The sequence below is a fragment of the Blastococcus xanthinilyticus genome (genome assembly GCF_008124835.1).
Classification (GTDB): domain Bacteria; phylum Actinomycetota; class Actinomycetes; order Mycobacteriales; family Geodermatophilaceae; genus Blastococcus; species Blastococcus xanthinilyticus.
The window spans coordinates 258,615-277,079 of record NZ_VNHW01000004.1 but is presented as its reverse complement, the minus strand read 5'-3'; the positions used below and the strand labels follow the sequence as shown (position 1 = coordinate 277,079).

General features: G+C 75.4%; 18 protein-coding genes. 10 read left to right on the top strand and 8 right to left on the bottom strand.

Annotation, left to right across the window (positions count from 1 at the left end; all coding sequences use genetic code 11):
• Positions 1-98 precede the first annotated feature (98 nt).
• The gene (locus tag BD833_RS08485; protein ID WP_166532682.1) at positions 99-1,112 is read right to left on the bottom strand and encodes an ABC transporter substrate-binding protein; all 1,014 of its coding nucleotides are present in this window, start codon (positions 1,110-1,112) and stop codon (positions 99-101) included.
• A 21-nt stretch (positions 1,113-1,133) separates the two neighbouring features.
• Between BD833_RS08485 and BD833_RS08480 the strand changes: the two genes are divergently transcribed.
• From BD833_RS08480 to BD833_RS08460, 5 genes are all read left to right on the top strand, one after another.
• On the top strand, positions 1,134-1,586 hold the full coding sequence (locus BD833_RS08480) for a MarR family winged helix-turn-helix transcriptional regulator (RefSeq protein ID WP_166532681.1): 453 nt from the start codon (positions 1,134-1,136) through the stop codon (positions 1,584-1,586).
• Between the two features lie 83 nt (positions 1,587-1,669).
• Entirely contained in the window at positions 1,670-3,370 is a 1,701-nt protein-coding gene (bluB, locus tag BD833_RS23215; RefSeq protein WP_166532680.1) for a 5,6-dimethylbenzimidazole synthase, read from the top strand.
• The gene (locus tag BD833_RS08470; RefSeq protein WP_243737532.1) at positions 3,367-3,912 is read left to right on the top strand and encodes a bifunctional adenosylcobinamide kinase/adenosylcobinamide-phosphate guanylyltransferase; all 546 of its coding nucleotides are present in this window, start codon (positions 3,367-3,369) and stop codon (positions 3,910-3,912) included. Before bluB ends, BD833_RS08470 begins: the two co-directional genes overlap by 4 nt.
• Positions 3,909-4,703, top strand: a complete 795-nt coding sequence (locus BD833_RS08465) for an adenosylcobinamide-GDP ribazoletransferase (RefSeq protein WP_243737531.1) — start codon at positions 3,909-3,911, stop codon at positions 4,701-4,703. The genes BD833_RS08470 and BD833_RS08465 overlap by 4 nt, the downstream gene beginning before the upstream one ends.
• A 54-nt stretch (positions 4,704-4,757) precedes the next feature.
• Positions 4,758-5,042 carry a hypothetical protein gene (locus BD833_RS08460; protein WP_166532679.1) on the top strand — a complete coding sequence of 95 codons (285 nt, stop codon included), beginning with the start codon at positions 4,758-4,760 and terminating at the stop codon, positions 5,040-5,042.
• 27 nt (positions 5,043-5,069) lie between these two features.
• Here BD833_RS08460 and BD833_RS08455 read toward each other — a convergent pair whose 3' ends face one another.
• Positions 5,070-5,843 carry an esterase/lipase family protein gene (locus BD833_RS08455; protein WP_243737530.1) on the bottom strand — a complete coding sequence of 258 codons (774 nt, stop codon included), beginning with the start codon at positions 5,841-5,843 and terminating at the stop codon, positions 5,070-5,072.
• Positions 5,844-5,872: 29 nt separating this feature from the next.
• Positions 5,873-6,178, bottom strand: a complete 306-nt coding sequence (locus tag BD833_RS08450) for a hypothetical protein (RefSeq protein WP_166532678.1) — start codon at positions 6,176-6,178, stop codon at positions 5,873-5,875.
• A gap of 148 nt (positions 6,179-6,326) precedes the next feature.
• Here BD833_RS08450 and BD833_RS08445 point away from each other — a divergent pair, with 148 nt between their 5' ends.
• The gene (locus BD833_RS08445) at positions 6,327-6,611 is read left to right on the top strand and encodes a hypothetical protein (RefSeq protein ID WP_243737529.1); all 285 of its coding nucleotides are present in this window, start codon (positions 6,327-6,329) and stop codon (positions 6,609-6,611) included.
• Positions 6,612-6,687: 76 nt separating this feature from the next.
• Here BD833_RS08445 and BD833_RS08440 read toward each other — a convergent pair whose 3' ends face one another.
• The gene (locus BD833_RS08440; protein WP_166532677.1) at positions 6,688-7,872 is read right to left on the bottom strand and encodes an acyl-CoA dehydrogenase family protein; all 1,185 of its coding nucleotides are present in this window, start codon (positions 7,870-7,872) and stop codon (positions 6,688-6,690) included.
• Positions 7,873-7,994: 122 nt separating this feature from the next.
• Between BD833_RS08440 and BD833_RS08435 the strand changes: the two genes are divergently transcribed.
• The gene (locus BD833_RS08435) at positions 7,995-9,026 is read left to right on the top strand and encodes an ion channel (protein WP_166532676.1); all 1,032 of its coding nucleotides are present in this window, start codon (positions 7,995-7,997) and stop codon (positions 9,024-9,026) included.
• A gap of 3 nt (positions 9,027-9,029) precedes the next feature.
• Here BD833_RS08435 and BD833_RS08430 read toward each other — a convergent pair whose 3' ends face one another.
• On the bottom strand, positions 9,030-9,167 hold the full coding sequence (locus BD833_RS08430; RefSeq protein WP_166532675.1) for a hypothetical protein: 138 nt from the start codon (positions 9,165-9,167) through the stop codon (positions 9,030-9,032).
• A gap of 142 nt (positions 9,168-9,309) precedes the next feature.
• Here BD833_RS08430 and BD833_RS08425 point away from each other — a divergent pair, with 142 nt between their 5' ends.
• Together BD833_RS08425 and BD833_RS08420 are read left to right on the top strand one after the other, a co-directional pair.
• Positions 9,310-11,097 carry an HSP90 family protein gene (locus BD833_RS08425; protein ID WP_208092430.1) on the top strand — a complete coding sequence of 596 codons (1,788 nt, stop codon included), beginning with the start codon at positions 9,310-9,312 and terminating at the stop codon, positions 11,095-11,097.
• Positions 11,084-13,891: a hypothetical protein gene (locus tag BD833_RS08420; protein ID WP_166532673.1), complete on the top strand. Its 2,808-nt coding sequence runs from the start codon at positions 11,084-11,086 to the stop codon at positions 13,889-13,891. The genes BD833_RS08425 and BD833_RS08420 overlap by 14 nt, the downstream gene beginning before the upstream one ends.
• Before the next feature lie 27 nt (positions 13,892-13,918).
• Here BD833_RS08420 and BD833_RS08415 read toward each other — a convergent pair whose 3' ends face one another.
• Both BD833_RS08415 and BD833_RS08410 read right to left on the bottom strand, forming a co-directional pair.
• Positions 13,919-15,580, bottom strand: coding sequence for an AMP-binding protein (locus tag BD833_RS08415; protein ID WP_166532672.1), 1,662 nt, complete (start codon positions 15,578-15,580; stop codon positions 13,919-13,921).
• 9 nt (positions 15,581-15,589) lie between these two features.
• Positions 15,590-16,558: a cyclase family protein gene (locus BD833_RS08410; RefSeq protein ID WP_208092429.1), complete on the bottom strand. Its 969-nt coding sequence runs from the start codon at positions 16,556-16,558 to the stop codon at positions 15,590-15,592.
• Positions 16,559-16,709: 151 nt separating this feature from the next.
• Here BD833_RS08410 and BD833_RS08405 point away from each other — a divergent pair, with 151 nt between their 5' ends.
• Entirely contained in the window at positions 16,710-17,999 is a 1,290-nt protein-coding gene (locus BD833_RS08405) for a hydroxyacid-oxoacid transhydrogenase (RefSeq protein WP_166532670.1), read from the top strand.
• 3 nt (positions 18,000-18,002) lie between these two features.
• On the opposite strand, the gene BD833_RS08400 is transcribed toward BD833_RS08405, so the two are convergent.
• Positions 18,003-18,413 carry a PaaI family thioesterase gene (locus BD833_RS08400; protein ID WP_166532669.1) on the bottom strand — a complete coding sequence of 137 codons (411 nt, stop codon included), beginning with the start codon at positions 18,411-18,413 and terminating at the stop codon, positions 18,003-18,005.
• Positions 18,414-18,465 lie beyond the last annotated feature (52 nt).

Here is an 18,465-nt window from a genome sequence, read left to right as displayed (position 1 = left end):
TCCCGGTGCGGTGCCGGGGCGCCAGCAGAGTAGGACGATTTCCTTCCATCTGGAAGGACTGTCTCAGGCGGTGAGACGGCCGGGGAGCTCGCGGAGCGTCAGCCCGTCGGCGCGGGCGAGCCGGGCGAGCCGGGCGGCGGGCCCGCGGGCCGGTCGCCGGGCTCCGGGTGTCGAGACGGCCAGCCGGACGCCGTCGTAGAGCCCGCGGGCGTAGGCGCAGACCACCGGCGCCGACGGCCCCGAGCGGCGGGCGGCGCGCTCCTGCAGGGCCAGCTGCCCCTCGTCCGGTCCGTCGCCGGCCGCGACGAACGAGGGCATGCAGGCGTACAGCTCACCGGTGCCGTCGCCCCCGACCGCGTACAGCCCGTTCTCCTCCAGCGCGCCCGACAGCCGGACCACCCGCGGTCGAGGCCGGCGCGGGCGAACTCGCGGTTGAAGGTGACCAGGTCGCGCCCGACCATGCTCAGGAGCACGCCGTCGGCGCGGGTGCGCCGCACGAGGTCCAGCAGCGGACCGACGTCGCTCGGCCCGAAGGGCACCAGGGCCTCGCCGGCCACCTCGGCGCCGGCGTCGGCGAGCACCCGGCGGGCCGCCCGGTGCACGGCGCGCGGCCACACGTAGTCGGTGCCGAGCAGCACCCAGCGGCGGGCGCGGCGGGAGTGCACCAGCCAGCGGAGCGCGGCGGCGTGCTGCTCCAGCGGGGAGACACCGGTGCGCACCACGCCCGGACGGCGCCGGCCGCCCTCGTGCGGCGGGGTGTAGACGTACCGGGCGCCGGCGGGCAGCGCCGCCTCCAGCGCCCGGTGCACGTCACTGGTGTGGAACCCGACCAGGACGTCGAACGCGCCCGCGGCGAACAGCGACGTCACCTCGGCGGCGACGACGGCGGGCGCCCGCCCGGAGTCGACGGCGACCAGCTGCACCTCCCGGCCGCGCACCCCGCCCGCGGCGTTCGCCTCCTCCGCCGCGAGCCCGGCGAGGTCCAGCGCCGAGGGAGCGGTGAGCGCCAGCGGACCCGACAGCGGAACGGCGAGGCCGACCCGCAGCACGTCTGCCCGCGGCCCCGTGAGCAGGACGTCCCACGGGTCCAGCGGACGCGGGGAGCCGGGCACGGCGACAAGTATGGTTCCCCCATGTTTCCGGGCGGCGTCGGAGCCGGTGCGCGCGACGAGCGCGTCGCCGACGACCTCGTCGAGCTGCTCACGGTCACCCAGCGCCGGGTAGCCGCCGGCGTCGCCGCGGCGCTCGCCGAGGACGGCGGCACGCTCGACGGCTACCGCGTGCTGCGCGCGCTGGCGGGGGGTGGGCGTGCCATGGGGGAGCTGGTCGCCGCCCTGCACCTGCCGGCGCCCACGTGCACCCGGCTGGTCGACGCCGCCGTCGACCAGGCGCTGGCCTACCGCCTGCCGCACCCGGACGACGGGCGCAAGGTCGTCGTGCACCTCTCCGAGCCGGGCCGGGACCGGCTGCGGCGCTGGGAGTCCCTGGTGCAGGCCCACGAGGCGGCGCTCGCCGGCTCCCTCGGTCCCGACCGGGTCGCGGCGCTCCGCCAGGCGTTGAGCCGCCTGGCCGACCAGGACGGCTGAGCCGCCACCCCTGGAGGGCACCCCGGAACGCCCGCGGGCCGGGGCGTGCGAGGGTTCCTGCGAGACCCCAGGGAGGAGTTGGCATGACCTGGCCCCGGCCGGTCCCGGTGATCGGTGACCAGACCTCCGCCGCGCAGCGGGCCGCCGACCCCGCGGGCTGGGCGTTCGACCCAGCCACGGTCGAGGCGCTGCACACCGTCATCGGAGCCCGTCGCGACATCCGCCGCTACCGCCCCGACCCCGTTCCGCCGGAGACCCTGCGGGCGGTGCTCGAGGCCGGGCACCGGGCACCGTCGGTCGGCCACTCGCAGCCGTGGCGCTTCGTCGTCGTCACCGAGCAGGCCACCCGCGACCGCGCGGCGGTGCTCGCCGACCGGGAGCGGCTCCGCCAGGCCGAGCTGCTCACCCCCGACCGCCGCGCCCGGCTGCTGGACCTGCAGCTGGAGGGCATCCGCGAGGCGCCGGTCGGTGTGGTCGTGGCCTGCGACCGCCGCGCGCACGCCACCGGGGTGCTCGGCCGGGCCACCTTCCCCGACGCCGACCTGTGGAGCTGCGCCTGCGCCATCCAGAACATGTGGCTGGCCGCCCGCGCCGCCGGGCTCGGCATGGGCTGGGTGACCCTCTTCCAGCCCGCCGACCTGGCCGGCCTGCTGCACCTGCCCGAGGAGGTGGAGACCCTCGGCTGGCTGTGCCTGGGCTGGCCGGACGAGCGCCCGCCCGAGCCCGGGCTGGTGCGGCACGGGTGGTCCACCCGCGCCCCGCTGGAGGACGTCGTCCTCGCCGAGCGCTGGCCGGCCGACGACAGCCCCGCGGCGCCGCCGTCGCACCTCGCCGGGCCGCGGCCGCAGGCCGTGGTCGCCGCCCGGGACAGCGGGGACGACCTGCTCGCCGTGCCCGGGTCGCTCGGCGTCCTCGACCGCGCCGTCGACCGCGTCCTCGCCCTGCCCGGCGCCGTGCCGGAGACCGGGACGCTGCTGGTCGTGGCCGGCGAGCACCCGGTCGCCGCCGCGCACGCCGTCTCGGCCTACCCGGTCTCGGTCACCGCCGACGTGCTGGCCGCCACCCGCAGCGGTGCGTCGCTCGGGGCGTCGACCGCCCGCCAGGCGGGACTGCGGGTGCGGGCGCACGCCGCGGTCTCGCCGGCGCCGCAGGGCGACCTGCTCTGCGCCGACGCGCTTCCCGTCGCCGCGGCCGAGGCGCTGCTGGAGGAGGGGCGGGCGCTCGGCCGCGAGCTCGCCGCCACCGGCCTGGTCTGCCTGGGGGAGGTGGGCATCGGCAACACCACGGTGGCCGCCGCCCTCGCCTGCGGGCTGCTCGGCCTGGACCCCGACGACGCCGTCGGGCTCGGGGCGGGGTCCGACGCGGCGATGCTCGAGCGCAAGCGCGACGTGGTCCGCGGGGCGGTGGCGCGCGCCCGGTCCGAGCACGGCCGCGCCCTGGCCGAGCCGGTCCGCGCGCTCGCCGCCCTCGGTGGCCCGGAGGTCGCGGTGCTCGCCGGCGTCACGCTGGGCGCCGCGGGCGGCGGCGTCCCCGTCGTGCTCGACGGCCTGGTCACCGCGGTCGCGGCCGTCGTCGCCGTGCGGCTGGAACCGGCGGCGCAGCCGGCGCTGGTCGCCGGTCAGCGCAGCCGCGAGCGCGGCTCCGCGGCGGTGCTGACCGAGCTGGGGTTGGAGCCGCTGCTGGACCTGCGGCTGCGGGCGGGGGAGGGCATCGGCGCGGTGCTGGCCGCGCAGCTGCTGCTCACCGCGCTGCGCGCCCGGCGCGGCGCCGGGCGGGTCTCGTGATCGGCCGCCGTATCCGGCGCACGCTGGTGCTCGGCGGCGCCCGGTCCGGCAAGTCCCGGCACGCCGAGCAGCTGCTGGCCCGCGCCGGCGAGGTGGAGTACGTCGCCTGCGGGCTGCCGGCCGACGGCGGCGACCCCGAGTGGGCCGACCGCGTCGCCCTGCACCGCGTCCGGCGCCCGGCGAGCTGGTCGACCGTCGAGACCACCGATCTGGTCGCGGTCCTGGGCCGGCCGGGCCCGCCGGTGCTCGTGGACTGCCTCTCCACCTGGCTGGCCCGCGTGATGGACGACTGCGGCGTCTGGACGGAGGACGACGGCGCCGACGAACGGCTGGCCCGCGCGGTCGACGACGTCGTCGCCGCCTGGTCGGGCACCCGCCGCCGGGTGGTCGCGGTCAGCAACGAGGTGGGGTCCGGGATCGTCCCGGCCACCGCCTCCGGCCGCCGCTACCGCGACGAGCTCGGCATCCTCAACGCGCGCGTCGCCGCCGCCTCGCAGCGGGTGTGGCTGGTCACCGCCGGCCTGCCGCAGCGGCTGCGGTGACCGGCCCGGCCCGCGGCGGGCCGCTGGCCGCACTGGGGATGTTCAGCGTGCTGCCGGTGCCCTCGTCCGCGCGCGTCCCCGGCCCCGGCGTGCTGCGCTGGCTGCCGGTCCTGGGCGTCGTCCTCGGCGCGCTGGCGTTCCTGCCGGCGCTGACCGTCTGGCGGGGGAGGGACGACGGCGCGCCGCTGCTGGCCGCCGCGCTGGTGGTGGTCGCGCTCGCCCTGCTCACCCGGGGGCTGCACCTCGACGGCGCGGCCGACCTCGCCGACGGGCTGGGCAGCGGGCGGCCGGCGGAGCAGGCGCTGGCGATCATGCGGCGACCCGACGTGGGGGCGTTCGGCGTCGCGGCGCTGGTCTGCCTGCTGCTGGTGCAGGTGAGCGCGCTCGCGGCCGTGCTCGGGGCGTCGTCCCGCGGCGAGGGTCTGCTGGCCGTCGTCCTGGCGACGGCCGCTGGGCGGGTGGCGGTGCTGCACGCGGCGGCGCGACCAGCCGCGGCGGGCTCCTCGCTCGGGGTGCTGGTGGCCGGGGCCGGCGCACCGGCGGTCCGGTGGACGGCGACGGTGCTCCTGCTCGCTGCCGCGCTCGGGCTGCGGCTGCTCACCGGCGGCACCCCGGCCGAGGCGGCCTGGGCCGCCGTCGCCGCGGGGGCCGCGCCCGCCGCCGGGGCCGCCCTGACCGCGCACGCCGCCCGTCGGCTGGGCGGCGTGAACGGCGACGTCTTCGGCGCCGTGGTGGAGGCCGGCTCGGCGGCCGCCCTCGTGGTGCTGGCGGCGTCGGTCACCTGGTCCTGAGCGCGGGCGCTCGCCTGGCGGGGCGACGGACCGGGTGGGTGACAGGATCGCCGGGTGGTGACCTACCGGGCGACGGTGACCTACACGATCGACGTCGTCGACGAGGCTGCGCTCCTGCGCGCCGGCGCGGAGGCCTGGGCGGCGTCGGCCGGTGGGTGGGCGGTCCGCGTGGAGCACGACGGCGGCGTCGTGGAGGCCACGGCCGAGGAGTCAGCGGCGGTGACGCCAGGGCCGGAGCCGAGCATCGCCTTCGTGCTGGGGCGGGCCGCGCATCCCGTCGTCCCGGGGGCGCGGTTCACCGGGTCGTCCGTCGACGTCGCTCCCGTCCCGCCCGGATAAGCAGGCGGCGGCGCCGCCGACGCACGATCACCCGGCCGGGAAGAGCGCCCGCAGCCCGAAGCGGGCCGGCCGCTGGAACGGCCGCCACGCACCCGGCGGCTGGGCCAGCCGGTCGGCGACGATCCAGAGGACCGCGGGGTCGACCCCCATGCCCAGGTGGCTGGCGTGCACGGCGACGTTCTCGCTGCGCGGCCCCTCCTCCTGCAGGCAGGTGCGCCAGTCGACGACGCCGTCCCACCGGGAGTAGACCGACGTGCTCGGCATCGGCAGGGCGCGCGCCGGCCGCACCTGCCGGACCGCCCGCAACCGGCGGTACTCCCGGTACATCCCGTCGCCCGCGGCGCCGCGCCGCCGGGGCGCGACCGCGGCGAGGGGGGAGCCGAGGGAGATCACCTGCCGGACCAGGTGCGGGCTGCGCTCGGCCAGCCGGCGGGCGTAGATCCCGCCCAGGCTCTGGCCGACGATGCTCACCGCCGTGCCGTGCTCGTCGGCCAGCCGCTGCACCAGGGCGCGGATCCCGTCGACGACCTCCGGGCGCGGCCCCTGGTTGCGGCCCAGGTCCCAGCCGGCGGTGGGATGGCCCAGCCGGGTCAGCCAGCGGCGCAGGGTGCCGGTGGAGGCGTCGGAGGCCAGCCAGCCGGGCAGCACGACGACGGGGTGCCCGTCGCCGCGGGGAGCCAGCCGCAGCAGCGGCAGCCCGGCGGCGAGGGCGCCGGCGCTCACCAGCGCCCGGGCCGGCTCGGTGAGGGCCAGCAGGTCGTCGGTGCGGGAACCGCGGGGTCGCGAGGACGGGGTGCTCACCTGTCCCCGATGCCCCGCGGGGACCGGGATCAGTCGCTCGGGGGGAGCACCCGCGGGACGAACACCTCGTCGATCGGCCGCGGCCCGACGTACTGCCGGCAGGTGCAGGGCACCCAGCTGTGCCCGGACCAGCGACCGCGCTTGTCGTAGGTGTCCCGGCGCAGCTCGGCGTAGCAGGTGTTGCTGTCGGTGTCGTGCTGGCTCAGCGTGTGGCCGCAGCCGCACAGCGGGGTGACCGGCGGGGGAGGGGCGGAGCGCCGGCGGTGACCGAGCCGGCCGGCGACGAAACCGGCACCGAGCAGGGCCGCGCCCACGACCAGGCTGATCGGATCCATCGACGTGCACCTCCCGCGCGAGGCCTCCGACGGTATCGCGCGTCCGCCGTCCCCCGGCGGTGCGGCGCCTGCGCCCGCTGCTCGCGGAGGGTCACCGCGGTGCGGGTGATCGGTGCCACGTTTCGTCCGATCGGGGGGATTGGATCCCGTGTCGGCGGGGCACGACTACTTCGTGGACACGTACGCCGTGGGGTTCGCGCGACCCGACCGCTGGTCGGACAGCACGCGGAACCAGCAGACCTTCCCCTGGCACGCCGTCGAGGCGCACCGCCCGCCGGCCGAGCTCGACGGCGAGGTGGAGCTGGCCGTCTGCGGGGCGATCGTGCAGGTGTGGGGCACGCAGAAGTGGGAGCGCGTCGGCATCGGCCGCACCGGGTGCCCGGAGTGCGCCCGCGTGACCGCCGTCGGCAGGCGGCTCACCGCCACCGGCTGACCGCCGGCCCCGAACACGGAGGAGCCCCGGATCCCGCCTCGCGGGACCCGGGGCTCCGTCGCGCCACCGGGGTGGGTCAGCGCTTGTCGGGCTTGCGGCCGCTGATCGCCGACAGCCCGGTGATGGCCCGCCCGACGATGAGCGCCTGCACCGAGTCGGTGCCCTCGAAGGTGAACACCGCCTCCATGTCGGCGTGGTGCCGGGCGACGTGGTGGTCGATGAGGATGCCGTCGCCACCGAGGATGTCGCGGGCGTCGGCCACGATCGCCCGCGCCTTGGCCGCGTGGTTCATCTTGGCCAGCGACGCCATCGCCGCGGTCATCCGGCCGGCGTCGGCGAGCTTGGACAGCCGCCAGCACATGAGCTGCATCGAGGTGATCTCGGCCAGCATCCTGGCCAGCTTGTCCTGCACCAGCTGGAACCCGCCGATCGGCTGCCCGAACTGCTCCCGCTCCAGGGCGTGCGCCAGCGCGAGCTCGTAGGAGGCGGTGGCCAGCCCGAGCGCCCGCCAGGCCACGGTGTACCGGGTCCGGTCGAGCACCTGGGAGGTGTCCTTGAACGAGTGGCAGTTGGCCAGCTTGTTCTCCACCGGCACGCGGACGTCGGTCAGGGTGATCTCCGCCTGCCACACCGCCCGCAGCGCCGTCTTGCCGGTCATGACCGTGGCCTCGTAGCCGGGCGTGCCGTTCTCGACGATGTAGCCGCCCACCGCGCCGTCCTCGCCGCGGGCCCAGATGATCACGAAGTCGGCGATCGAGCCGTTGCCGATCCACTTCTTCTGGCCGTTGAGCACGTAGGAGTCGCCGTCCCGGCGGGCCGAGGTCTCCAGCCCCACGGCGTCGGAGCCGTGCTGGGGCTCGGTGAGACCGAACGCGCCGATCTTCTCCAGCCGGGCCATGGCCGGCAGGAAGCGCTCGCGCTGCTCCTCGTCACCGAGCAGGAAGATCGACTGCATGGCGAGGAAGCTGTGCACCCCGTTGAAGGTGCCGATGCTGCCGTCGGCGCGGGCGAGCTCCGCGGCGACCAGGCCGGCCGCCACGTTGCTCATGCCCGGGCAGCCGTAGCCCTCGATGATCCCGCCCACGACGCCGGTCTCGGCCAGCTTGGGCACCAGCTCGAACGGGAACTCGGCGCGCTCCCAGTAGTCGTTGATCCGCGGGAGGACTTCGTTCTCGCCGAAGGCGCGGACCCGGTTCCGGATCGCGATCTCCTCGGGCTCGAGCAGGTCCTCGAAGGCGTAGAAGTCTGGGCTGTCGGTCACACGACCGAACGTACGGCGATCCCGGGCACCGCGCCCGTCGCGCCGGTCGTGATCACCGGGGCACCGGGCGGTGCCGGCGCGCGGTAGCTTGCCTCGTCCGGACGCCGTCGCCAGGAGATCCGTTGCCCTTCCTGCTCCACCGCTTCTCGCGGTTCGTCCGGGCGCGGCTGACCGGCTGGCGGCTGCCGCTGGCGGTCGCCGTCTCCGTGTTCCTCACCAGCTGGCTGGCGATGGCGCTGGTCGAGCCGGCCGGCAGCGACATCGTCGCGCCCGCCACCTACTGGTGGTACTTCCTCGTCACCGCCGCGACCGTCGGCTACGGGGACGTCTTCCCGTCGTCGGTCGGCGGCCGCATCGTCGGGGCGTACGTGATCGTGGGTGGCATCGTCACCCTCACCCTGCTGTTCACCCGGCTCTCCGAGGCGCTGCAGGCGCTCCGGGGCCGGCGTCTGAGAGGTGTGGTCCCCCTGGAGCTGTCCGACCACCTGGTGCTGCTCGGCTACTGGCCCGGCCGCACCGAGCGGATCGTCGCCGAGCTGACCGCGGAGCACCGCACCCAGGTGGTGCTCTGCGCCTGGGACGACGTCGCCGAGAATCCGCTGCCGGACCACCCGGCGGTGCACTTCGTGCGCGGTGACCTCACCCGCGACGACGTGATGACGCGGGCCTGCGTGCCCGCCGCGCGCACCGTGGTCATCGACGGCCGGGACGACAACGAGACGCTGGCGATCGCGGTGGCCGTCGACCACGCCAACCCCGACGTGCACCTGGTCGCCGCGCTCCGCGACCTCGAGCGCACGGAGAACCTGCGGTACGTGAACGCCGGCATCCAGGTGGTGCAGTGGCACACGCCGTTCCTGCTCACCGAGGAGGCCACCGACCCCGGGATCGCGCAGGTGTACTCGGACCTAATGCGCAGCGGCGGGCACGGCAACACCTACTCCCTCACGGTGCCGCCGGACTTCGCGTACGGAACCTTCGGGGAGTGCCAGACCCACTTCGGCCGGGAGTTCGGGGCGACGGTGCTGGCGCTGCGCGGCCCCGAGGGGCCGGTGCTCAGCCCGTCCTGGGACGCGCCGGTGCCGGCGGGGGCGCGGCTGTACTACATCGCCACGGCCCGGATCCCGGTCCGGCAGCTCACCGGCGGCCGCTGACCCCTAGGAGGGGTGGCCCTCGACGTCGCCCTCGTCGCCCTGCGGGGCCTCGGGGGTGTCGCTCTGGGCCTCCAGGTCGGCCGCCACCTCGGCGGACTCCTGCTCCAGGGCGATGTCGCGGGGCTGCGGCGTCTCGGTCATGAGCCCACCCTGCCGCAGCCCCCGCCGGTGCGCTCCCCGACGGGGTGGGGCCCACGGGCCTGCGGTGACGGATGGGTCGCCGCGCGACCGCGTCCGCTCCGGTGGGGCGTCGGAGCAGCCCCACGCCTCCTACCCTGCCCCGGTGCGCCACTCCTTCCAGGTCGACCTGCGCGGTGTCGTCGACCTGCTGTCCGCCCACCTCTACAGCTCACCCGACGTCTACGTCCGGGAGCTGCTGCAGAACGCCGTCGACGCGTCCACCGCGCGGGGCGCCGCGGCGGCCGGCGTCCCCGTCCTGGTCGAGTGCCACGACCGGCCAGGATCCGCGCCCGTGCTGTCGGTCGAGGACGAGGGCGTCGGGCTGACCGTCGCCGAGGTGCACGAGCTGCTGGCGACCATCGGCTCCTCCTCCAAGCGCGACACCCTGCTCCGGCCAGGGCAGGACTACCTGGGGCGGTTCGGGATCGGCCTGCTGTCCTGCTTCCTGGTCAGCGACGAGATCCGGGTGGTCACCCGGTCGGCCCGGGGTGGTCCGGGAGTCTCCTGGCGGGGCCGCAGCGACGGCACCTACGAGCTGCGCGAGCTGCCCGACGGCGAGGGGCGGGCCCGGCCGGGGACGACCGTGTGGCTGACCGCCAGGCCGGGGCTGGAGGACCGGCTGCGCCCGGCGACCGTGCGGGCGCTGATCCTGCGCTACGCAGGTCTGCTGGAGCAGCCGATCGTGCTGCGCACCGCCACCGGTGACGAGCGCCTGACCGGCGGGCCGCTGCCGTGGGTGGGCCGCGACACCGAGCAGCTGCTCGCCTGGGGTGAGCGGGAGCTGGGCGAGCGGTTCCTCGACGCCGTTCCGCTCGACCTCCCGGCGGCCGGCCTGACCGGGGTCGCCTTCGTGCTGCCGCAGAGCCCGAGCCCGTCGTCGCGGCAGCGCAACCGGGTGCACCTCAAGCGCATGCTGCTGTCCGACGCCGTCGACGGGCTGCTGCCCGACTGGGCCTTCTTCGTGCGCGCCGTCGTGGACACCAGCGCCCTGCAACCGCTGGCCTCCCGCGAGGGCCTGTACGAGGACGCGACACTCGCCGCCGTCCGGGACGGCCTCGGCGCCGCGCTGCGCTCCTGGCTGACCGACCTGGCCCAGCGGGAACCCGAGCGCCTGCAGGCGCTGGTACGGGTGCACGCCCTCGCCCTGAAGGCGCTGGCGGTGCACGACGACGAACTGCTGAAGCTCTTCGCGCCGTGGCTGCCGGTGGACACCAGCCTGGGGCGCATGACGCTCACCGAGGTCACCCGGCGGGGCCCGGTGCGCTACGCCGCCACCACCGAGGACTTCGGCCAGATGGTGCAGGTGGCCACCGCCGAGTCGATCTGCCTGGTGAACGCCGGCTTCACCTACGACGAGGAGCTCCTGCAGCGGCTTCCCGAGGTCCTGCCCGCGGTCGACGTCGAGCGGGTGGAGCCGGAGGACCTGGCGGCCGTGCTGCGGCCGGTCGAGGACACCGCAGGGCTCGCCGCCGCCGCAGCGCTCGTGGGCCGGTGCCGGCCGGTGCTGGCCCCGTTCTCCTGCGACGTCGAGGTGCGGGAGTTCAGTCCGGCGTCGCTGCCGTGCCTCTACACCGCCGGCGACGGTGCCCGCTTCGCCCGGGAGCTGGACGAGACCGCGCAGGTGGCCGACTCGTTCTGGGCGCCCATGCTCGGCCGCATCCAGGCCGCCACCGAGGCACCGCGCGAGGCCACTCTGGTGCTCAACTGGCGGCACCCCGTGGTGCGCCAGCTGGCGGGCCCGGTGGGCGAGCACGCCCTGCGCACCGCCGTCGAGGTGCTGTACCTGCAGGCGCTGCTGCTCGGCCGCCACCCGCTGCGCGGCCGCGAGACCACGTTGTTGTCCGGGGCGCTGGGGCGCCTCATCGAAGGGAGTCTCGATGGCACGCGGTAGGTCGGTCCGGAAGCTGCTGGCCGAGGCCGAGGGCATGCCCCCCGGATTCGCCAGGACCGCGGTCGCCGAGGAAGCGGTGCGCACGGCGGACGCGGCGAACGACCTCGACGGCGCCTTCACCGCCCGGGAGGCGCTCGCGTCGGCGGCCATGCACGGTGGCGAGCCGCAGAAGTCGCTGGTGGCCGTGACCTGGTGCCTGGCCCAGCTGGACGCCCACCCCGGGCGGTTCGACCGGCACGCCACCTACTGGGCGCTGAAGTGGCTGCCGACGACGCTCGTCGACATGCCGGACGTCCCGCTGGAGGAGATCGACCGGGTCGTCGCCGAGGCCGAGCGCCGGTACACGGAGATCGGTGAGGGTTCCGATGCCATCGCCAAGCTCCGCTGGGTGCTCCCGCTGAACACGGGACGCACGGCCGAGGCGGTCGAGGCGTACCGCGCCTGGCGGGTCCTGCCGCGCAGCGAGTACAGCGACTGCCGGGCCTGCGACGTGTCGAACGAGATCAGCCTGGCGCTCGACGCCGGTGAGCCGGAACGCGCACTGGACCTGGCCCGACCGCTCGTGGCCGGCCGGCTGGAGTGCGGGGAGGAGCCGGCGCGAGCGCTGGCCAAGCTGCTGGCCGCCCTGCGGGAGACCGGCCGGGACGACGAGGCCGAACGCCTGCACACGTGGGGGCTGCGGCTCGCTCGCGGCAACCCGTCGCTGGTGTCGACGCAGGCCCAGCACGTGCTGCACCTGTGCCGCACCGGGCGTCCGGGTCAGGCCCTCGAGCTGGCGGGTGAGCTGGTCGACGTCTGCGACCGCGGCCTGTTCGACGTCGAGGCGCGGATGGTCACGGCCGCCGCGACCGCCGCCGTCCTCGCCGCGTGGCACGAGGCGGACCTCGGCCCGCTCCCGCGCCGGCTGGGGGACCGGACCGGTGACGCCGGCGAGCTGGCGGCCGGGTTCGCCGGGCAGGCGCGCGAGGTGGCCGCCGCCTTCGACCGGCGCAACGGGACCGACCGCATCGGGCGCGCGGTCGAGCGGATGCTGGCGACCCGGCCGACCACGGCGGTCGCCCCGGTCGCGGACGCGACAGGGCCCGTGGAGCCGGTCGCGCCGCCTGCCGTGGCCTCCCGGACCGGTGCACCTCAGGTGGGATCCCCGGTTCAAACCGACGACGCGGCTGCCCTCCTGGCGCAGGCACGTGAACCGCGCGGCACGCTGGACGATCGGCACGACCTCGCCGTGCGCGCGCTGCGCGCCTTCGAGGGGATGGGCGACCGGCGCGGTGCGGCCCGGGCCCGGCGGACGGTGGCCGAGGGTCTGCTCCGGCTGGAACGGCTGGAGGAGGCCGCGGTCGAGTTCGACCGCGCCCTCGCCGAGCTCTCCGAGCTGGCCGAGGACCCGCACGACCTCCTCCTCGCCGCCCTCTCGCGAGCCCGCCTGGAGGTGGCGCGCACCGGTGCGCCGGGAGGTGAGGAGGCGCAGCGACTCCTCGCGGTTGCCCGTGCTGCCGCCGATGTGGATCCGGCCGGTGACCGGGCACGTGGTCAGGTTCTCCTGATCGAGGCCGAATGGGCGGTGCTCGCGTTCGCCGAAGCGGACGCCGAGGTGCCGGCGGGCGCCGTCGACGACCGGTTCGCCGAGGCCCGGCAGCTCCTGGCCGCCGATCCGGAGGACGTCCAGGACGCCTGGGAGACCGAGGCCTGGGTCCGCGGGGTGGCCGGCGACCTGACCGGCGCCCGGGCCGCGGCGGAGGCGGCATGGCAGCTGGCCGACCGGTCCGGCAGCGACGCCGGCCTGCGGTCGGCGGCGGAGGTGCTGGCGCCCCTACTGGTCGCTGGAGGGGAACTGGAGCGGGCGATCGACGTGGTCTCCGTGGCCCAGCGGGCGGAGGAGGCGCTGGGCGATCCGGGGGAGGCCGGCCGCGCCGCGCTGGCCAGGGCCGAGATGCTCGCTGACGACGACCGCGCCGAGGAGGCTCTCGCTGCCGCGTTCGCCGCGGTGGACCTGTTTCTCACGGGGGGCCGGTCCGGGGACGCCGCCTGGGCCCGGGTCACCGCGGCCAGGCTGTTCCGGGACCTGGACCGGGACCAGAACGCCGCCGACCTGCTCGAGGAGCTGTTGCAGCAATCCGGCGAGGACGGCGACCGGGAGCTGGAGGGCGCCGTGGCACTCGACCTCGCGCGGCTCAACGGTGACTTCGGCTTCCTCGACGACGCCCTGCCGCTGGCCGAGCGGGCGGTGCGCGCCCTGGGCCCCGAGCACGGATCCGGCCGGGCCAAGGCCTACCGGATGCTCGCCCAGCTGCACGAGAGCATGGGTAAGATCCCCGAGGCGGTGGCCGCGGGTGTCTCCTGCCTGGCCCACGTCGACGACGGCGAGGACCCACTGCTCGCCGCCGAGTTGCGCCGCGAGCACGCCGATCGGCTGGTGCGGGCAGGGATGGGCGATCGCGCCCTGGAGCTGTTCGACGCCGCGGAGGCCGGGTTCCGCGCCGTGCAGGAGGACGTGGCCGCGGCCGGTGTCGACCTCGGGCGTGCCGATGCGTACGCCGCCCTGGGGCGGCGTGACGAGGCACTCGCGGCTGCCGGGCGGGCCCTGGAGGTGGGCCGGCGCGAGGACGTGCCGGAGATGAGAGCCGAGGCGCTGTGGGCGCTCGCGGTCCATCACGACCCGGACGAGCAGCGGTACGGCGTCGCGCTGGAGGCCTACCAGGAGGCCGGCGCACCGCCGGAGCAGCTCGCCGAGCTCACCGCCGCGCGCGACGCCGCGCTGGGGAGGGGACGGTCCCGCTGGCGCCGCCGCTGACCGCCCGCGACGGCGCCTGTCCCCGGCTCAGCCGGCTCCACCTCCGTCGCGCAGCTCGCGGCGCAGGATCTTGCCGGTGACCGTCTTGGGCAGCTCGTCGATCAGCTCCACGATGCGCGGGTACTTGTAGGCGGCCATCCGCTCCTTGCAGTGCGCCATCAGCTCCTCGGGCGTGGTGGTGGCTCCCGGCTTCAGGCTGACGAACGCCTTCACCGTCTCGCCGCGCTTCTCGTCCGGCACCCCGACGACCGCGGACTCCCGCACCGCGGGGTGCTCGGCCAGCACGTCCTCGACCTCGCGGGGCCACACCTTGTACCCCGACGCGTTGATCATGTCCTTCTTGCGGTCGACGATGAACACCCAGCCCTCGGGGCTCATGAAGCCGACGTCGCCGCTCTTCAGCGCGCCGCCGGGCAGCCCGGCCGCCGTCTCCTCCGGCTTGCCCCAGTAGCCGGCGACGACCTGCGGCCCCTCGGCCACGATCTCGCCGATCTCCCCGAGCGGGAGGTCGCGGCCCTCGTCGTCCTGGATGCGCACGATCGTGCTCGGCGCGGGGACGCCGACCGAGAGCGCCCCCGAGGTCGGGTCGACGGGGGAGGCCGAGCCGAACGGCGTGACCGTCATCGGCGAGGTGGTCTCGGTCAGCCCGTAGGCGTTGTGCACCTGCGTGCCGGTGGCGGCCAGGAAGTTCTGCTCGGCGGTGGGGGAGATGGCCGCGCCGCCGGAGTAGATCGAGGTGAAGGACGCGAAGTGGTCCTTCGTGAACCCCGGTGCGTTGAGCAGCGCGGTGAACGCGGTGATCGCGCCGATGGTGAAGGCCGGCCGGTGCTCGGCGAACGCGTCCAGCACCACCTGCGGCTCGAACCGGTAGGCCAGGACCAGCGGCGCCGGAGCCAGCAGGCTGACCGCCACGTGCCCGATCAGCCCGGTGATGTGGAACAGCGGGGCGACGCCGAAGATCGCGCCGTCCCGGCCGGCGTGCACCCAGTCGCGGTAGACCTGCGCCGTGAACACCACGTTCCGGTGGGTGTTCATCGCACCCTTGGGCACACCGGTCGTCCCCGAGGTGTAGGTGAGGAAGGCGACGTCGTCGTGGCGGAGGCCGACCGGCGGGGGGACCTCCCCGCGGTGGGCGGCGACGAGCTCCAGGAGGTCGGTGGTGCCCTCGTGCCGCTGCCGGGTGACGCCCGCGAACAGCCGTTCGTCGTCCCGGGTCTGGAACTCCAGCGCGCTGGTGGTGAGCACCAGCCGGACGTCGGTGTCCGGGACGACGTCCCCGGCGACCTCGTCGTAGAGCGTCTCCAGGGCCAGCAGCACCGAGGCGCCGGAGTCCTTCAGCAGGTAGGACAGCTCGCGCGCCCGGCTCATCGGGTTGATCGAGACCATCGCCCCGCCGGCCTTCCAGGCCGCCACCATCGCGATGACGAACTGCGGCACGTTCTGCAGGTAGACCGCCAGCCGGTCGCCCGGGCCGAACCCGTGCGCCAGCAGCCCGGTGGCGAGGGCGTCGCTGAGCTCGTCGAGCTCGCGGCGGGTGATCGACCCGTCGAAGTACTGCAGGGCGACGCCGTCGGGGTCCCGCTCGACCCCGGCCCGGAACATGTCCAGAGCGTTCTCGAACTCGATGGCGTAGTCGGCCGGCTGGTCGCCGTACAGCGCCAGCCAGGGACGTTCGTCGTAGGCGCTCATGCCGGGCCGTTACTTGATCACGACGGGGTTGACCGGCGTGCCCGCGGCCTTGGCCACCTTGAGCGGCGCGGCGACGTAGAGGAAGGCGTACTGCTGGTCCTCCGCGCAGTCGGCGGCCAGCTGCTCGAGGTCGGCGATCTCGGTGAGCGTCACGCCGAGGTTGCGCATCAGCGCGTTGTGCAGCACTAGGGCGACGCCGTTGTTCGGGTCGAAGGTGACCTCGTTGGCGATCGTGTCGGTGACCAGGTTCGGGATCTCCATGTCCTGGAACCACTGCACGAGCTCGGGGGAGTAGACCAGCCCCGGCTCGTTGAAGCCCTCGTAGAACGCCTCGCCCTGCTCGTGGAACAGCTGCAGGAAGTTGGTGCGGATGACCAGGATGTCCCGCTTCTGGATCGGGGTGCCCTGGGCCTCCGCGCAGGCGACGAGGTCCTCGTGGGTGAAGGTCTCGCCCTTCTCGAGCGTGGCCTTGCCGCGGAAGCGGGCCATGTCCAGCAGCACCGCCCGGCCGACGACGCCACGCTGGGCGATCGGCTCCACGCTGGCCTTCTGCAGGCCGCCGACGGTGGTGCGGGCGTCGAAGCCGTTCCAGATCTTGCCGTCGTACCAGAGGTGGCCGAGGGCGTCGTACTGCGTCGAGCCCTGCAGGTAGGCGTCGATCTTGTCGTCGGCGTAGTGCAGGCCGCCGGGGTAGTCCGCGCCCTTGCCGCCCTCGTCCCAGTCGCTCTCGTCCAGCACCTGGGTGCGGACGGCGGGGGTGCGGCCGGGCCACACCGGGTCGCCCTTCGGGTCGCCGATGAGGCGCTGCAGCGTGAAGACCTTCCCCGAGCGGACCAGCTTGACGGCGGCGAGCACCTGCTCGGGCCCGAGGTAGTTGAGCGCCCCGACCTCGTCGTCGGGCCCCCACTTGCCCCAGTTGCTCGGCGCGTCCTTGAGCAGCTCACCGAGGTACGGCGCGGTCACGGGGGTGTCGGTCACTGGGGCCTCCTGGGCTGGTCGGCGGCCCGTCCGGCGGACGGACGGGGCAGTGCACCGGAGTGTTCGCCGGTGTGGTGCCAGCCACAACCGGCGTGCAACATTCGGTGCAACCGCGCGCCGCCGTTCCAGCAGTTCAGCCCAGGGAGACCCCATGACCAGCACCGTGCCCGGCAACCCCGAGTCCGTCTTCACCTACGGGGCGCCGCAGCTGAAGTTCGGCAGCGGCTCCTCCGACGAGATCGGCTACGACCTCAGCCGGTACGGGGTGAAGCGGGTGCTCGTGGTGACCGATCCCGGGGTGGCCGCCACCGGCCACCCGCAGCGGGTCGCCGACCAGATGGCGCAGTTCGGCATCGAGGCGCGGGTCTTCGACGGCGTGCACGTCGAGCCCACCGACGTCAGCCTCACCGCGGCGATCGAGGAGGCGCGGGCCTCCGGCCCGTGGGACGCCTTCGTCGCCGTCGGCGGGGGGTCGAGCATCGACACGGCCAAGGCCATCAACCTGCTGACGACCAACCCCGGCGAGCTCATGGACTACGTCAACGTGCCGGTGGGGAAGGGGCAGGCTCCGCCGGAGCCGCTCAAGCCGCTGGTGGCCGTGCCGACCACGACCGGCACCGGGGCGGAGAGCACCACGATCTGCGTGATGGACGTGATCTCGGCGCGGGTGAAGACCGGCATCAGCCACGCCCGGCTCCGGCCGACCCTCGCCGTCATCGACCCCGACCTCACCCGCAGCCAGCCGGCCGGGGTCACGGCGGCGTCGGGCATGGACATCCTGTGCCACGCGCTGGAGAGCTACACCGCCCGCTGGTACACCACCTACGACCACAAGTCCCCCGAGCAGCGGGTGCCCTACTGCGGCTCCAACCCCATTTCGGACATGTGGTCGGAGAAGGCGATGACCCTGCTGGCCGGCTCCTTCCGCACCGCCGTCCGCAACGGCGAGGACACCCAGGCGCGCGCCGAGATGGCGATGGCCGCGACCTTCGCCGGCATGGGCTTCGGCAACGCCGGCGTGCACATCCCGCACGCCAACGCCTACCCGATCGCCGGCCAGGTGAAGGACTTCCACCCCAAGGACTACCCGGCCGGCGAGGCGATGGTGCCGCATGGGATGTCGGTGGCGCTGACCGCGCCGGAGGCCTTCCGGTTCACCTTCGAGGCCTCGCCCGAGCGGCACGTGCGCGCGGCCGAGCTGCTCGCCCCGGGCGCCGACCGGCCCGCCGACCTCGCCGAGTTCCTGCCCACGGTGCTGGCCGACCTGATGCGCGACATCGACATCCCGAACGGGGTGGGCGCGGTCGGCTTCGGGGAGGGGGACATCCCCGACCTGGTGGACGGCGCCATGAAGCAGCAGCGCCTGCTGGCCACCTGCCCCCGCCTGGTCACGGACGACGACCTGGCCGGCATCTTCCGCCGGTCGCTGGCGCTGTGGTGACCCTCAGCGGGGAGTGAGGACCGTCTTCGTCACCTGGCCGGTGGCGACGAGCAGGCCGTCGACGGTGGCCTCGGCGCGCATGAACGCCACCGCCCGGCCCCGGCGGAGAACGGTGGCCGACAGGTCCACGACGGCGCCCGCGCGCACCGGCCGCAGCAGCGAGGCGGCCACGTCGTGGGTGACCGCGTGCTCGTCGGCGGACAGCTGGGGGAGCAGCGCCAGGAACGAGGCGACGTCGAGCAGCGCGTAGACGATCCCGCCGTGGAGCATCCCGGCCGGGTTCTGGGCGGCCGGGCCGACGGGGAACCGGATGCCCGCCGAGGGGTCCTGCTCCTCGCGCAGGCCCACCTCCAGGAACCGGTGCAGCGGGATGTCCAGGACGGCCTGGACGCGCGGGTCGAGGGCGGAGGGCACGGGCGGATCTCCTCGGGGCGGGCGGGGCGCGCAGGCTAGGCGCCGGGCAGGG